The organism is Dokdonella immobilis (genome assembly GCF_900115085.1).
GTDB classification, from domain to species: domain Bacteria; phylum Pseudomonadota; class Gammaproteobacteria; order Xanthomonadales; family Rhodanobacteraceae; genus Dokdonella; species Dokdonella immobilis.
The window spans coordinates 12093-26803 of sequence record NZ_FOVF01000010.1 but is presented as its reverse complement, the minus strand read 5'-3'; the positions used below and the strand labels follow the sequence as shown (position 1 = coordinate 26803).

At 63.2% G+C, this 14711-nt stretch carries 13 protein-coding genes and 1 tRNA gene; 3 read left to right on the top strand and 11 right to left on the bottom strand.

The window, feature by feature from the left end; all coding sequences use genetic code 11:
• The first annotated feature begins 21 nt into the window (after window positions 1-21).
• Entirely contained in the window at window positions 22-936 is a 915-nt protein-coding gene (locus BM125_RS09125) for a TSUP family transporter (protein WP_092407173.1), read from the top strand.
• Window positions 937-969: 33 nt separating this feature from the next.
• Here BM125_RS09125 and BM125_RS09120 read toward each other — a convergent pair whose 3' ends face one another.
• The 3 genes from BM125_RS09120 to BM125_RS09110 form a co-directional block, all read right to left on the bottom strand.
• Window positions 970-1290, bottom strand: a complete 321-nt coding sequence (locus tag BM125_RS09120; protein WP_092407171.1) for a DUF190 domain-containing protein — start codon at window positions 1288-1290, stop codon at window positions 970-972.
• Entirely contained in the window at window positions 1287-1688 is a 402-nt protein-coding gene (gene crcB, locus BM125_RS09115; protein WP_245778861.1) for a fluoride efflux transporter CrcB, read from the bottom strand. The genes BM125_RS09120 and crcB overlap by 4 nt, the downstream gene beginning before the upstream one ends.
• A 540-nt stretch (window positions 1689-2228) precedes the next feature.
• On the bottom strand, window positions 2229-2654 hold the full coding sequence (locus tag BM125_RS09110; protein WP_092407167.1) for a Cif family virulence factor: 426 nt from the start codon (window positions 2652-2654) through the stop codon (window positions 2229-2231).
• Between the two features lie 334 nt (window positions 2655-2988).
• On the opposite strand from BM125_RS09110, the gene pdxR reads away from it, so the two are divergent.
• On the top strand, window positions 2989-4494 hold the full coding sequence (gene pdxR / locus BM125_RS09105) for a MocR-like pyridoxine biosynthesis transcription factor PdxR (RefSeq protein ID WP_092407165.1): 1506 nt from the start codon (window positions 2989-2991) through the stop codon (window positions 4492-4494).
• A gap of 46 nt (window positions 4495-4540) precedes the next feature.
• On the top strand, window positions 4541-5920 hold the full coding sequence (gene chrA / locus BM125_RS09100) for a chromate efflux transporter (protein ID WP_092407163.1): 1380 nt from the start codon (window positions 4541-4543) through the stop codon (window positions 5918-5920).
• A gap of 69 nt (window positions 5921-5989) precedes the next feature.
• On the opposite strand, the gene BM125_RS09095 is transcribed toward chrA, so the two are convergent.
• The 8 genes from BM125_RS09095 to BM125_RS09065 form a co-directional block, all read right to left on the bottom strand.
• Window positions 5990-6718 carry a hypothetical protein gene (locus tag BM125_RS09095; RefSeq protein WP_092407161.1) on the bottom strand — a complete coding sequence of 243 codons (729 nt, stop codon included), beginning with the start codon at window positions 6716-6718 and terminating at the stop codon, window positions 5990-5992.
• Between the two features lie 748 nt (window positions 6719-7466).
• Window positions 7467-7793, bottom strand: coding sequence for an STAS-like domain-containing protein (locus BM125_RS09090; RefSeq protein ID WP_092407159.1), 327 nt, complete (start codon window positions 7791-7793; stop codon window positions 7467-7469).
• Window positions 7790-8215, bottom strand: a complete 426-nt coding sequence (locus BM125_RS19775) for a hypothetical protein (protein WP_139224917.1) — start codon at window positions 8213-8215, stop codon at window positions 7790-7792. The genes BM125_RS09090 and BM125_RS19775 overlap by 4 nt, the downstream gene beginning before the upstream one ends.
• An 802-nt stretch (window positions 8216-9017) precedes the next feature.
• Window positions 9018-9107: transfer RNA gene (locus tag BM125_RS09085), tRNA-Ser, on the bottom strand.
• A gap of 221 nt (window positions 9108-9328) precedes the next feature.
• Complete coding sequence (gene serS / locus BM125_RS09080) at window positions 9329-10606, bottom strand: serine--tRNA ligase (protein WP_092407157.1); 1278 nt, start codon at window positions 10604-10606, stop codon at window positions 9329-9331.
• A 433-nt stretch (window positions 10607-11039) separates the two neighbouring features.
• Window positions 11040-11597, bottom strand: coding sequence for a hypothetical protein (locus tag BM125_RS09075; protein ID WP_092407155.1), 558 nt, complete (start codon window positions 11595-11597; stop codon window positions 11040-11042).
• Between the two features lie 99 nt (window positions 11598-11696).
• A complete protein-coding gene (gene dacB / locus BM125_RS09070) occupies window positions 11697-13286 on the bottom strand; it encodes a D-alanyl-D-alanine carboxypeptidase/D-alanyl-D-alanine endopeptidase (protein WP_175497983.1) in 1590 nt (529 codons plus the stop codon).
• A 29-nt stretch (window positions 13287-13315) separates the two neighbouring features.
• Window positions 13316-14665 (bottom strand): replication-associated recombination protein A, encoded by a 1350-nt coding sequence (locus BM125_RS09065; protein ID WP_092407151.1) that lies wholly within the window; start codon window positions 14663-14665, stop codon window positions 13316-13318.
• Window positions 14666-14711 lie beyond the last annotated feature (46 nt).

Here is a 14711-nt window from a genome sequence, read left to right as displayed (position 1 = left end):
AACGCTCGAGAGGACATTGCATTGATTGTCACTTTCCTGCTCCTGTCATTGACAATCATTGCCACGATTTTCCTCGCCCGCCTGGTTCTCGCCGCCCGCGAACGTGGTCAGCTGCGGCCGCGCCCGGAAGCCATGGTGCTGGGTGCCATCACCAACTTCTTCGACACCCTCGGCATCGGCTCTTTCGCGCCCACGACCGCCTGGATCAAGTTGCGTGGCCTCGTTCCCGACAGCTTCATACCGGCCACGCTGAACACGGGTCATGCCTTGCCGACGGTCTGCCAGGCACTGATCTTCATCAAGCTCGTCGAGGTCGATCCATTGCTCATGCTCGGTTGCATTGCCGCCGCCGTGGCCGGTGCGACGCTCGGCGTGCCACTTGTCCAGCGCCTCAGCGTGCGCAGCGTGCAGGCCGTGGTCGGTGTCGCCCTGCTCGTCGCCGCGTTGCTCTATGCGATGACCAATGTCGGCCTGGTGCCGGCCGGCGGCAACGCGCTCGGCCTTGGCGGCTGGCTGTTCGGCGTGGCCGTCGCCGCGCACTTCCTGCTCGGCGCGCTGATGGCCTTCGGCATCGGCCTGTACGCGCCCTCCCTGATCCTGCTGAGTCTGCTTGGCCTGAACCCGACCGCGGCCTTTCCGGTCATGATGGGTGCCTGCGCCTTTCTCATGCCGATCAGCGCGACGCGCTTCGTCGGTACCCCGCGCATCGACCTGCGCATCGTGCTGGGCCTGGCCATCGGTGGCATTCCGGCGGTGCTGCTAGCCGCCTACGTCGTCAAGAACCTGCCGCTGGACGCCCTGCGTTGGGGTGTCGTGCTCGTCGTGCTGTATGCGGCCGCCGTATTGCTGTGCGCGGCCTGGTCCGGTGCGCGCGAGACCTCACGGAGCGCTGATTCCCCGCCAGCGGAACCCGCGCAGCCCGCCGATGCCGATTGAGGAGTTTCCCGACGCCTGTTTCGATGCCGCCGCTCAGGCGCTTATGATCATGCCGTACTCGGCCGGCAGCTTCGCATAGAACAGATCGAGGCCTTCCTCGCGCAGCAGGGCGACGAGCTTGTCGGCCTCATCCGGATCGAGAATGAATTCGACCAGTACCGGCACTTCCCCGGCCAGTTCGAAGAAGTGCTGTTCGTGCAGCTTTCCGTGCCGCCCGAAGCCGGCCATGGCCCGAAACGCCGAGCCACCATGGATGCCGAGCTTGCGCGCGTTCTGCAGCAGCCACTCGTAGACGAGCAGGCCATGATGCTTGCGGTCTTCGTAGGTGTAGAAACGCAGGTGCACGCCGTTCATGTCGCTCCTCCCGGGTGGCCGAGCAGCCAGTGGACCAGGCCGATGCCGGCGAACGTCGCCACCAGCGAGGCGCAGACGTGCGAAGCCACAGTCGCGCCGGCCCAACCATACTCGCCGCGCATGAGCAGGGTGACGGTCTCCGCGGAGAACGTCGAGAATGTGGTCAGTCCGCCAAGAAAGCCGGTCGTGATCGTGAGCCGCATGGCCGGGGACAGGCCTTCGAATTGGGTGAACAGGCCCAGGGCCAGGCCCATCAGCAGGCCGCCGAGCACGTTTGCCGCCAGCGTCCCGAGTGGCACGGTCGGAAACACCGGATTGAGGGCGATGCCGAGCCCCCAACGTAGCAGCGCACCGAGCCCGGCTCCCACGAATATGCCTGACGCCGAAAACAGATCCACGCTGGATGTCTCCCAGTTCTGCCGCGGCGCCTGCGCGAGAGCAGGCGCCGCCCTTGTCCACCAACGCAGGCTGCGAAACCGGTCCGGAATCGCCGATCCCGGCATGGCGAAACGTGATCCGCCCCGACTGGCGCAGATGAATCACGCATCCTGCCCGACCATCTTAGTCGCAATCCTGCGTGCCGCAACATCGCGAATCGCACAGACAGACTGGCCGTCTCGTCAACTGCTCCTGCGTTGTGCTGCACAGGGATGTGCGAATGTCGCGCGCGCAGGATGCGCTGGAGCGACCTCACCTCCTGCATCTCTGCAGTCGTTTCAAGTCGGCGCAACAAAGAGCTGCGCGCAGGCAGGCGTCGCCTGACCGATTGATTGGATGTTGACAAGGTGGTACCCAGAAGGCTCCCCACACGCATCGCGCGCCTCGTCAAGGCAACCAGCCTTCACTTCGCCACGCAGCACATGTGGAGAACCTTCCGAACGCCATGACGACTTTGCTACTTGATCAGACCCTCCCTGGGGATCGGGAAGACCCGGAAATCAGGGAGCAGGATCGGGCAGCTGGGTGCCCTGGTCGGCCACCGCCAGCCACAAGCCGTGTCGATAGGTGTAGGTCACTCCGGTCAGGGCGTGAATATCCAGATTGATGCGCGGAATGCGGTAATGGGTTTCGTAGAGAATGTAGGCGGTCTTGCAGCCGTTCACGCTGCGGCTAAGTTCGGTCCATTCCCAGATCGCTTCGCGCCCGGAGAAATGACTGGCCAGGGCCTGCATTATCGCGTCTATGCCGTAGCGCACTGCGCCACTCGAAAACACGGTGACGGCATCATCGGTATGTCCGGCACGAAACGTGTCGGCATCGTAGTCGCGGAACGACTCCATGTCGGTACGTTGCGCGAGATCGAACTGCAGGCGACAGAAGTAATCCCATGGCATGGGCTTGGCGACATCGGTGGACGACGCCATGGCAGTCGTGGGCGCGGCACAAGCGGCCGATAGGATCAACCATCCTGCCAGGACCAACGGGGATGGCAACAGCTGGGCAATTCGCATCTTCATGACTCCACCTCGGATTTGACGCGTGGGGGGAGTTCAGCTTGCCAATCCCGTGGCACCCTCCAAAGACACAATTCATGCGCGATTGCGGCAACCAATCCGCTTCCTGTCACGTCATGCAACCTGATGATTTGCATGCCGGCGTGCGATATCGGGCGCCGCTTGGCCGGCGTCGAGCGGCGGCGAATTGGTCCTTTCCCAGACCAATGACCGCGTGTTGAATAGGACCATCGAGGAACGAACGATGCACCTGCAACTGGACGGAACCGGCTCCATCGTCTCGCAATTGGTCCGCGCATTGCGGGCAACGATCGCCAGCGGCAGCCTGCCTCCCGGCAGCGCGCTGCCGCCTACCCGGCAACTCGCGGCCGAGTACGGTTTTTCGCGAAGCACGATCGTCGCTGCCTACGAGCAAATGCAGGCCGAGGGACTGCTCACGGCGCATGTCGGGGCCGGCACACGCGTCGCCGAGCACAAGGCTTCTGGCGCGCAGAATATGCGGCAAGGCACACCGGGCAGTCGCCGCTTTTGCGCGCCGCCAAGCACGTACGCTGCTAGATTGCGCAGTTGCTGCGACTATCGTGCCGTGCCGGGGCGGCGCCCCCCGGATGTTCGCGTCGCCTTCCTCTACGGCGAGCCCATGGCCCACCCGCTGCTCGCCAGCGCGTGGCATCGCGAACTGGTCCGAGCCAGCGCGTACTGCCGGACCGGATATCCGTCAGCGCCAGGGCTTCACGAACTGCGCACGCAGGTCTGCACCTATCTGGATCGCTACCGCGGAATCCACGCGCAACCTGACGACGTCGTCATCGTCGGCGGAACGCAGCAGGCGCTCGCCCTGACTGCCAGGGTGCTCCTCGACGTCGGCGATCGCGCCATCATCGAGGATCCGCACTACTACGCCACGCGCACCGTGCTCGAAACGCACGGCGCGCGCGTCGACGCGCTGCCGGTCGACAGCGATGGGCTCCAGTGCGACCGCCTGCCCGAACGCGGCGCTCGCCTGATCTGCCTGACGCCGGCCCACCAGTTTCCGACAGGCGCCGTCCTGTCGCAGCCGCGACGACACCAGATCCTGCAGTACGCGGAGCGACACGATGGCTGGATCTTCGAGGATGACTACGACAGCGAATTTCGCGTGCGCAACCGTTCAGTCGCCGCACTGCGATCTCTCGATCATGGAGATCGCGTGGTCTACGCAGGAACGTTCTCGAAGACCCTGTTTCCAGCACTTCGTCTGGGATATCTGATCGCTCCGGCGCCGCTGCGCGAGGACTTCATCGCCGCGAAGTTTCTCGACGACATGGGCTCGCCGGCTCTGGAGCAACTCGCTCTGGCCAATTTCATGGCAAACGGCGGCTTCGAACGACACCTTCGGCGCAACGGCAAGTTGCTGAGGCAGCGCCGCGTGCGCCTCCTCGATGGCTTGCAACGCCTCAGTCGGGGCCGACTCGACATCGTGCAATCCAGTTCCGGGATGCACGTCGTGGTCTGGCTCAATGTCGGCGATAGCGCCACCGGGCGACGCCTGATCGAGCTCGCACACGAGCGCGGACTCGGCCTGTTCCCGATTGACGTCTGCTATCAGTCGCCACCGCGACGTGCCGGACTTCTGATGGGCTACGGTGCGCTTTCGAATACGGAAATCAGCGAGGGGCTGGCCATACTGGAGGTTTGCCTCGATCAGGTGAGCAGAGAGGGTCCAGCTGTAGTTCGACAGCTCAGCGAAAATGACAAGACGCCTGCTTGATCCGAAACCCAGGTGCCTCTAGCCCTCCTCCGGCTAACATGACCGAATGAATACGTGTCCCAGCGATGGATACCAGGCGCCCGTGCAGACTCCGGGTCTCGGCGCGGTTGCGCGAGTCTGGTCGCGCATCGGCTGGCTCGGCTTCGGCGGCCCCGCCGGTCAGATCGCGCTGATGCATCGCGAACTCGTCGAGAACAGACGCTGGATCAGCGAACCGCGATTCCTGCATGCACTGAACTACTGCATGTTGCTGCCGGGGCCCGAGGCGCAGCAGCTCGCGACCTATATCGGCTGGCTGATGCACCGGACCTGGGGTGGACTGATCGCCGGCCTGCTGTTTGTCCTGCCGGGCGCCCTCGTGCTCGGCGCGCTCAGTGCGCTTTATGTGCGCTTCGGTCAGGTGCCGCTGGTGTCGGCTCTTTTCTTTGGCCTCAAGGCCGCCGTGCTGGCGATCGTCGTCGATGCCGTGTTGCGCATCGGCCGGCGCGCGTTGCAGTCGAAATTCCTGATTGCCCTGGCCGGTGGCGCCTTCATCGCAATCTTCGCGCTGAAGGTGCCGTTTCCGTGGATCGTGTTCGGCGCGGCGATGATCGGCTTGCTGGTCCGTCGCATGGCGCCCGCATGGCTACCGGCGGCCACGGCGGACTCTGCCGGAACCGATCAGCACTATCTGGTCGACCGCATGCTTGCTCACGGCGAGGCCCCGCACACGGTGCCGTCGCTGCGCCGGGCCGTTGCCACGATGTCAATCTGCGTGGTGCTCTGGTTCACGCCCGTCGTGCTGGCGGCATGGTGGCTCGGCGCCGACCATGTCATCGCACGCGAAGGCCGCTTCTTCAGCCAGACCGCCGTGGTCACCTTCGGTGGCGCCTATGCGGTGCTCGCCTATGTCGCCCAGCGTGCGGTCGAGGATTTTGCCTGGATGCAGCCGGGCCAGATGATCGACGGACTCGCCCTCGCCGAAACGACACCGGGCCCGCTGGTCATGGTCCTGCAGTTCGTCGGCTTCGTGGCCGCCCATCGCTATCCCGGCACGCTCGATCCATGGACCGCCGCCCTGCTCGGCGCCGCGCTCACCACCTGGGTTACTTTCGTGCCCTGCTTCCTCTTCATCTTCGTCGGCGCACCCTATGTCGAAGCCCTGCGCAGGAACCGCAGCCTGCACGCGGCGCTGTCGGCGGTCACGGCCGCCGTCGTCGGCGTCATTCTGAACCTCTCCGCGTGGTTTGCCTTGCACACGGTGTTCGGCGAACTGCGTGCGTGGAGTGCGGGACCGGTGCAGATCGATGTGCCCGTGTGGGCGTCATGGCAGCCGACCAGATTGCTGCTGACCGCCGCGGCGCTGGTGGCGATCCTGCGCTTCCGGCTGGGGCTGGGGTGGCTATTGCTCGGCTGTGCCCTGCTCGGGATCTTCCTTCACGGCTGATTGGCGCGAGATGGGCCGACCGTCCTTCAGGGTTGCTGCGGTGTCCGGCCCACCGCCCGCAGTCCGGTTCTAGTTGGCCCGCGAAGAAACGGCTTCGTCCGCGGTTGTCTCGGCCGCCGGCTTGCTGACACCGTCCCAAAGGCGCTGGGCAGCAGCGCGATCCCATGCAGGCAGCGCTTCGCTCTGCACGCGCAGATCGGCGAGGGCCGGAAACCGCTGGCGAAACGTGGCCATGTCGGTGTCGTAGCGGTTCTCGATCGCGACATCCCACGTATGACTGATCATGCCGGTCGCCGACTGGTCGATCAGCGGAATCGTGGAACCCGCGCGGAACTCGCCTTCCCTGCGTTCGCGCATCGTCGCCGCGATGTGACCGAGATAGCTCACCGACTGCGCCTCGACGTCGAATTCGGCCAGCACGGGAATGAAGAACTGGCCAATGAACGGAAAAGCGTTGGCGATGCCCGAGATGCCATCGATCCGGTAATGGCCCGGCGCCAGGGCCATGCTGGAGAGATAGACGGCATGACCGTCCATCTCGACCCGGTCATCCTTGCGGCTGAAGCGGAACAACGTCGCCTGCTCCCGGTCGCCGGTGTGCATCGCAGAGACAAGCACGATCGCCGGATTCGGCTGATAGCGGCTGCCATCCGGCCGCGACACCTCGACCGTCAGCAGCACCACCGATTCGGCCGTCGTGCTGATCGTGCGCTGCCCCTTCTTCAGTGCCATGGTCTGGTAGTTGGCGCAACCGGAAAACAGGACAACCACGAGGACTGCCAGGATCCCGCGTCTCATCAATGACTCTCCCTGCGCTGCCCGATTGCGCCTGGCTGATTGTACATTTTGGCCGGGGAGAGTGTGGGATGGGTTTGATAGGTATATGGGCGCCGCCGAACTGCAACCGGCATCAACAAATCTCGCTACGACGGGAGTTCGCTTCAGTGACACTCTGCACCCAACTAAAACGTTAACTCCGGACTACAAACACCCCTTACAGTCGTATTGGCCTACGCAACTCTCCATTGACGAAGTGCGCCAGACAAAATGAGTTCGCCCAGGTTCAGTGATTTTCGAGGAATTCTCGTATTTCGGCGAATTCCAACTCGACGAAATTCACTTCACAAACTTAGCAACATTTTCAAGCTCTGATTTGGCAGCCGTGCTTCGCCAAACCGCACGCCTCCATGAACTCGTTGAAAATGGCGACCCTGTGATCGCTACATGCGCACGCGTTACGCAATCCATAGCCAGTTTCAGACTCTTCCTGTTCCCATACTTCGTTAGGTGCACTCGTACCCGATTCGAGAACCTTTGAAAAAGCCTGACAATGGTTGATTCGATGACTCTATCTCGCGAATCCAGCGACCAGTAGAGATGAATCTCTGAAATTAGGTCAATTTGTAGATCCACAATTTTGGCAACCGAATCCTCTCTAATCTTCTTTCTCGCCATGACCCACGACACAAATCCTCCAGCGATTGCTCCGCCAGGGATAGACTTCAATACGATCTCCAGAAACGAAGCCTCGTTATCCAGTCTCTGGTTAGAGATTTTCTGATCTTGCGTCATTTATGAACAGCTTTATGAGATCTTCATACATGGCAAATTCTTCATCATCATAAACCAACTTTAGCCTGCTTAGAAATGTTGCCGCGTCTATGTAGCCCAATCGCACCGCACCTCCAAAAGCCTCTTCAAGAAATGAAGAACCAAACCCGGCTGTCCCATCGATCCGAATTTCAATCGGCCCGGGTTCAGAAATTGCAGGCCGCAGATACTCCTCGCGAAATCGCTCGCCGGAATCCGGACCGTCGCTGTAGTAGCGTCCTGAAGGGACGGTTGAAAACTCTCTTGCTAAGTCAATTTTCATGTCAGATTCAATTCAAGCTGCTGCAGCTCAAACGTCCATTCCACGAAGGTACCATCGAGAGAATTATTGAGCGAAGCTGTGGATTTTGACTCCGTTCCTGCGAAGTCGCGCGCAAACACATATCTGCCTCTATTGCTGTGAATCCGAAGCCGAGCCATACCATCAAACGACCGAATCGCAAATTGAATGTCGCGCTTCAGTCCGTGACCACGGTGCGGCATCTTCACAGCAGATCTTCCTAGCGTTACTGCTGCGTCAATCATTCGCCCGTCATCCGAGAATCCTCGGAGCGTAGAAATTTTTAGGTAGCTAAGAATTTTTTCGAGCACTCCCTTTCTCGGCAGGGTCGATGGAATTCCAAGCCCATGATCCAATACAAGCACTTTTAGCTTCATGGCGACTGTGTCTATGGAAGCAGACATCCACCACCTCGACAGATTATTCTTCCGCTCGTAGGCGTGATGCCTCACATTTGTAATTGCCTCGCTAACTGCTTGATATAGAACTAATCGCTGCGGGAGTCTACCTACCGAACTTTCGATTAGATCACGAAGTTTTACAAACGGCCTAGTGTCAGTATCTCTACCACACTCGAACGGCAAGTAAATGACCCCGTTGCGTGATGGGGGAGCATCAATTGATAGCAACCCTCGATCCACCTCCAACAGCTCAAAGAACCCCATGGTTCCCAGCAAATTCCGCACTTCCAGATCCCACTCGCCTGCATCAAGAGCTCGAAGTCTCCGACCATGAGCAATTTTCCATCGGTGAAACTCGGCGGCGAGCAGCAATGCGCCCGCAGGAGTAAGTCGCTTTACTGGCCTGAGGTCTACGTAGAAGGAACTCGCTCGACGGGTTGAGGATGTCCACCTCCGAAACTGCATCAGGAATTTTACAGTTGCCTCATAGTTGTCACTCAGGTCTATGGCTTCCGGCGCTGGAAAATAGCGAACAGGTTTCCTCTTACTTGAGGTGATTACGTGCCGGCCCTTGTGCCTGAACGCTTCTGCGGAAGCACTCCGCTCTCTTCTTCTTTCGGATTCAGCTGCAGCTCGAGTAGACAACCACTTTTGACGAGCCAAGAATACCAATCGCTTCTGTACTAACCTTCGCTTCACTTGAGTCCGATGCCGTCCTTTGGGAGAACCTTCCAACCGGAGATAGATGGGCCGGAATGAAGTTTCACGCGAACAATTTCGACCTTACACTCTCGGAACCAATGGATGGCGGAGAGAGTGGGATTCGAACCCACGGTGGGCGTAAACCCACGGCAGTTTTCAAGACTGCTGCCTTAAACCACTCGGCCATCTCTCCGGAACCTTTCCAGGCATCATTGCGCCCTGCGAGGACGTCGAAGTCTAACGCAGTCGCCGGATCCGCCCAAACCTCTTCCTTCTCCCTCCGGGAGAAGGTGGCCGCAGGCCGGATGAGGGTTCGTTCGGAGCCCGGACTCCAGCCAAGGCCGGACCCTCATCCGCCTTCGGCACCTTCTCCCGAGGGGAGAAGGAAAGCCCGTCTGCGGTCTCGAGCGGATTTCAGCTCAAGCGGGTGATGCCGCCCATGTACGGCAGCAGGACTTCGGGTACGTCGATCGAGCCGTCGGCGTTCTGGTAGTTCTCCATGACCGCGATCAGGGCGCGGCCGATGGCGGTGCCCGAGCCGTTCAGGGTGTGCACGAGTTCGGGCTTGTTCGATTCCGGGTTGCGCCAGCGGGCGAGCATGCGGCGGGCCTGGAAATCGCCGCAGTTCGAGCACGAGGAGATTTCGCGGTAGGTATCCTGGCTCGGCAGCCAGACTTCGAGATCATAGGTCTTGGCCGCGGCGAAGCCCATGTCGCCGGTGCACAGCAACATGCGCCGGTAGGGCAAACCGAGTTTCTCCAGGACGATTTCGGCGCTGCGGGTCATGCGTTCGTGTTCGTCGTCGCTTTCGGCCGGCTTGCTGATGCTGACCAGCTCGACCTTCTCGAACTGGTGCTGGCGGATCATGCCGCGCACGTCGCGGCCGCCCGAACCGGCTTCGGCGCGGAAGCACAGCGAATGCGCGGTCATGCGCAGCGGCAGCTGGTCGGCGTCGACGATCGTGTCGCGGACGATGTTGGTCAGCGGCACTTCCGAAGTCGGGATCAGGTAGCGTTTCGCCTCGTTGACCTCGATCGAAAACAGGTCTTCCTCGAACTTCGGCAACTGGCCGGTGCCCTGCATCGATTCGGAATTGACGATCAGCGGCACGTTGGTTTCGCTGTAGCCATGCTCTTCGGTGTGCAGGTCGAGCATGAACTGGGCAAGCGCGCGATGCAGGCGCGCCAGTTCGCCACGCAGCACGGTGAAACGCGAACCGGAAAGCTTGGCCGCGACTTCGCCGTCGAGCCAGCCCTTGTGCGCGCCGAGCTCGACATGGTCCCGGACCGCGAAATCGAAGCTGCGCGGGCTGCCCCAGCGATGCTGCTCGACATTGGCGTTCTCGTCCGCACCCTGCGGTACCGAGGCATCGGGCAGATTCGGGATTCCCAGGGTGATCGTGGCGAGTTGCTGCTGGATCTCGGCGAGGCGGGCTTCGTTGGCCTTGAGCTTTTCGGCGATGCCGGCGACCTCGGCCATCAGCGCGGCGGTGTCCTCGCCCTTGCCCTTGGCGATGCCGATGGCCTTGGAACGGGTATTGCGCGTGTTCTGCAGTTCCTGGGTCTCGACCTGGACGGCCTTGCGTTGCGCCTCGAGCGATTCGATCGCTGCTGCGTCGAGCGTGTAGCCGCGCGTGGCCAGGCGCTCGGCGACCACGGCGAGTTGTCCGCGCAGCAGGTTGGGATCAAGCATCGGGGGAACATCCGCAAGACGACGAAGGGCGCGGATTATCGCCGCCCAGAGCCGTCTGCCGCAAACCGTCCATTGCGGACCCAATGGCGTGACCTTGATGGCAGATGCCGCTGCAAGCATGCCTCGCATGACTCTGCCTGCAGTCGGCGGACGCACATTGGCAAGGCCTCTACGCTCCCTTTGGGACCCTCCGCCATGGGGCAACGGGAAAGCGGCCGGGGTTCGGCTGGCTTGAGCGAATGCCGACCTTATCCTGCTCCCGCTTGCGGGAGAAGCACAAGGCAAAAGCCCCTCATCAGCCTGTCGGCAGCTTCTCCCGCTGGCGGGAGAAGCAAGAAGCCAGGGCCCTTCATCAGCCTGTCGGCAGGTTCTCCCGCAGGCGGGAGAAGCCAGGGAATGCCGGAATACTCATCTCGGTGCGACGGCGGTCGGGTCACTTGCGACCGAGCCACCAGGCAATGGCGATGCCGGCCAGCAGCCAGCCCGCACCCTGCTCGATGAAGCCGCCGACCATGTAATCGGTCGGGAAGCGGTACCAGTTCCACATCGGCACGATCGAGGCAGTCCAGGCGAAAACACCCATTCCCGCCGCCCCGAGCACGCGTGCTCCGAAGCCCCAGGCCGTGGCGGCCAGCAGCCAGGCCGCGATCAGGCAACCGAGGAAGTCGCTGCCCACCTGCTTGGCCAGCTGCGGTCCCATGCTGGCCGGGTCGGTCGATGGCGGCGCGACGACGAGGTAGACGAAGGGATTGGCCTTGGCCTTTTCCACCCAGGGCGCCATGGCCGCCTCGTCACCCCACTTCTGCGGATCGAGGCTCGGCAACATGTAGATGCCCGGCGTCGGCATGCCGGTCTTGACCCCTTCGAGGACGGCATCTTCGCTCTGCGGCAGGTGCATGCCCATTTCGCCGATCGGCAGGAGCATGTGGGCGACGAAGCCCCAGGCGAACATGACGACGGTACCGAGCACGGCGGCAATCAGGATGCGCATGGTTTCCCCTCCCAGAGATGGTGCGCGGACGCTACCTGTTGGCCACGGGCGCGGCAAGCTGCGATGCAGCGTGCGGCGGGCGCGGGCCGGCGACCCCGGTCAGGGCGCGCTGCGCTCGCTCAATTCGGCCAGCATGATGGCGATCGCATCGAGTTCGGCGGTGGGTCGGCCGGCGTCGCGCGGGCGCCGGTAGTTGTTGAGCATGATCGCGAAGGCGAGCCGCTCGTTGGCTGCGGTCAGGGCATAGCCGGCCAGCGCGTAGGTGAAGGCCATGCTGCCAGTCTTGGCATGGATCCGGCCCTGCGCCGCGCTGTTGCGCATGCGTCCGGTCAACGAGCCGTCGACCCCGGCCTCGGGCAGGCCGAGCCGGAAGGCCCGCGCTGCCGGGTTGTCGCCGAGATGGGCGAGCAATGCGGTCAGCGCGGCGGCCGAGGTCAGGTCACGTCGCGACAGGCCGGGCCCATCTTCCATGAGCACGCCGTCGAGCGGCACGTCGATGCGTCGAAGATAGTTGCGAAGGGCCTGGATGCCGCGTGCTTCGGTCGAGCGGAACGCCGGCGATTCCTTGCCGGCCAGGCGCTCCTCGGCAGCCGTCTTGGCGCCGACCATGAGCAGCAGGTTCTGCAGATACAGGTTTTGCGAAACCTTGAGGCCGCGACTGACGATCTCGGAAAGCGGCGGCGACCAGACGTCGGCCACGCGCTCGAGTGATCCGCTGGCCAGGCGATCGTTGCTCTCGGGCCAGTAGATGCTGCGCGACTTGCCCTGCACGCTGACGCCCTGCCGTGCCAGCGCGGCGCGCAGCTGCTCGACCGCGATCAGCGCCGGGTCATGCACGGCGAGCCGGTAGAACTGCGGGCCGGCATTACTGGCGATCGTACCGAATGCGTGCAGCACGTGTTCGCCGGGGGCGCGGTAGAGGCTGATATCGGTCGGCGCCGGGGCACGCAATGTGCGCAATTGGTTGTCGAGCGTCGGCGCCGATCCGGGGGGATCGAAAAGAATGCGTGCCTTGGCTCCGAACTGCGGCGCCGGACGCACTTCGACGCGCACCACGTTTTCGTCGACGCTGAGCGCCGAGACCGGTGCGCCGAACCAGCTCTGCAGGTCGGCCGCTTCCCAGCCACTGCCGTAGAGCGGCGCGGCGAACCAGGTCGCATCGCCGATCAGGGCGCCGCGCACGCTCTTGATGCCGGACTTGCGCACCGCGGTCGCCAGCACGTCGGCCCAGGACGCACGCTTGTCGAAGCCGAGGGTCGGATCGCCGTAGCCGACCAGGATCAGGTCGCCGCGCAGTTCGCCGTCACGACCGGCCTTCTCGGTGGCGAACAGGCTGGTCGGAATCCGGTAGTCGGGTCCGAAGGTGTCCAGCGCCAGCGCCGCCGTGTACAGCTTGCCGGTCGAGGCCGGCACGAACAGCTTGTCGGCATCATGTGCATAGAGCGTCTTCCCACTGTCGAGCGAGACCACGTCGATGCCCCAGGAAGCGTCGGCGAACTGCGGATCGCCGATGTGCGCGTCGATGCGCGCGGCCAGGGTCGCCAGCGACTTCGCATTCTTCGATGAGTCCAGGGTCGCGCCTTCGGCAGCCTGCGACCGGGCCATGCCGAGCAGCAGCACGGCAACAACAAGTGCGGCAACGCCCGCCGTCCGGCCGGGCCACGAAGCCGCCACGAGTCGATCATGCAAGCATCGCCCGGCGATCTGCAGACCCACCATCAGGCCTCGCCCTTGTTCGTTCGCGCGGCACTGCGCGCGGCCCTCAGGGCGGCGAGCTTCTCGCCAATCTTCAGTTCGAGGCCACGCTCGACCGGTTGGTAGAACGTGCGATCGACCAGCGCATCGGGCAGGCATTGCTGGTCGAGGGCGACGCCACCTTCGATGTCCGGGTCGTATTGGTAGCCCTTGCCGTAACCGAGTCCCTTCATGAGTTTCGTCGGCGCATTGCGCAGGTGCATCGGGACCTCGAGAGTCCCGTTCGCGCGCACCTCGGCGCGGGCCGCATTGAGCGCGGCATAGGCGGCATTGCTCTTGGCCGCGATCGCGAGATAGATCGCCAGTTCGGCGAAGGCCAGCTCTCCTTCCGGCGAGCCGAGCCGGTCCCAGGTGTTCCAGGCCTCAAGCGCTAGCGTCAGCGCACGCGGATCGGCCAGGCCGATGTCCTCGATCGCCATGCGCGTAAGCCGACGCGCAAGATAGGCCGGGTCGACACCGCCATCGAGCATGCGCGTGAGCCAGTACAGCGCGGCGTCGGGATCGGATGAGCGCACCGACTTGTGCAAGGCCGAGATCTGGTCATAGAACTGTTCGCCGCCCTTGTCGAAACGGCGCGTGCGATCGGCCAGCACCTGGGTCAGCGTGGTTTCGTCGATCTGGCCGTCGTCGGCGAGTTCGGCGGCGATCTCGAGCAGGGTCAGGGCGCGACGCACGTCGCCGTCCGCGGCCTGGGCGATCAGGCGCAGCGATTCGGCTTCGACGGCGAGGCCGAGATCACCGAGCCCGCGTTCCTTGTCGGACAGCGCGCGCTGCAGGGCGGCCACGATCTGCTCGATCGTCAGCGCTTCGAGTACATGCACGCGGCAGCGCGACAACAGCGCCGAGTTCAGCTCGAACGAGGGATTCTCGGTGGTCGCGCCGACCAGGATGATGACGCCACGCTCGATATGCGGCAGGAAGGCGTCCTGCTGGGTCTTGTTGAAGCGGTGCACCTCGTCGACGAACAGCACGGTGCGCCTGCCCTGGCCGAAGTTGACCTCGGCCTCGGCCAGCGCAGCGCGCACGTCGGGCAATCCGGACAGCACCGCCGAAATCGCCTTGAAATCGGCGTCGGCATAGCGGGCAAGCAGCAGGGCCAGCGTGGTCTTGCCGCAGCCGGGCGGCCCCCACAGGATCATCGAATGCAGCTTGCCGCTCTCGATCGCGCGGCGCAGCGGCTTGCCGGCTTCGAGCAGGCGCGACTGCCCGACGATCTCGTCGAGCGTGCGCGGGCGCATGCGCTCGGCCAGCGGTTTGAGACCCTCGGGTTCGGTGAACAGCGATGGAGATTCAGCGGTTTTCTTGCGCGCCATGTCGCCATGATACGGAAAACCCTCGCGGTTTCCGGAGCAGCGGCCG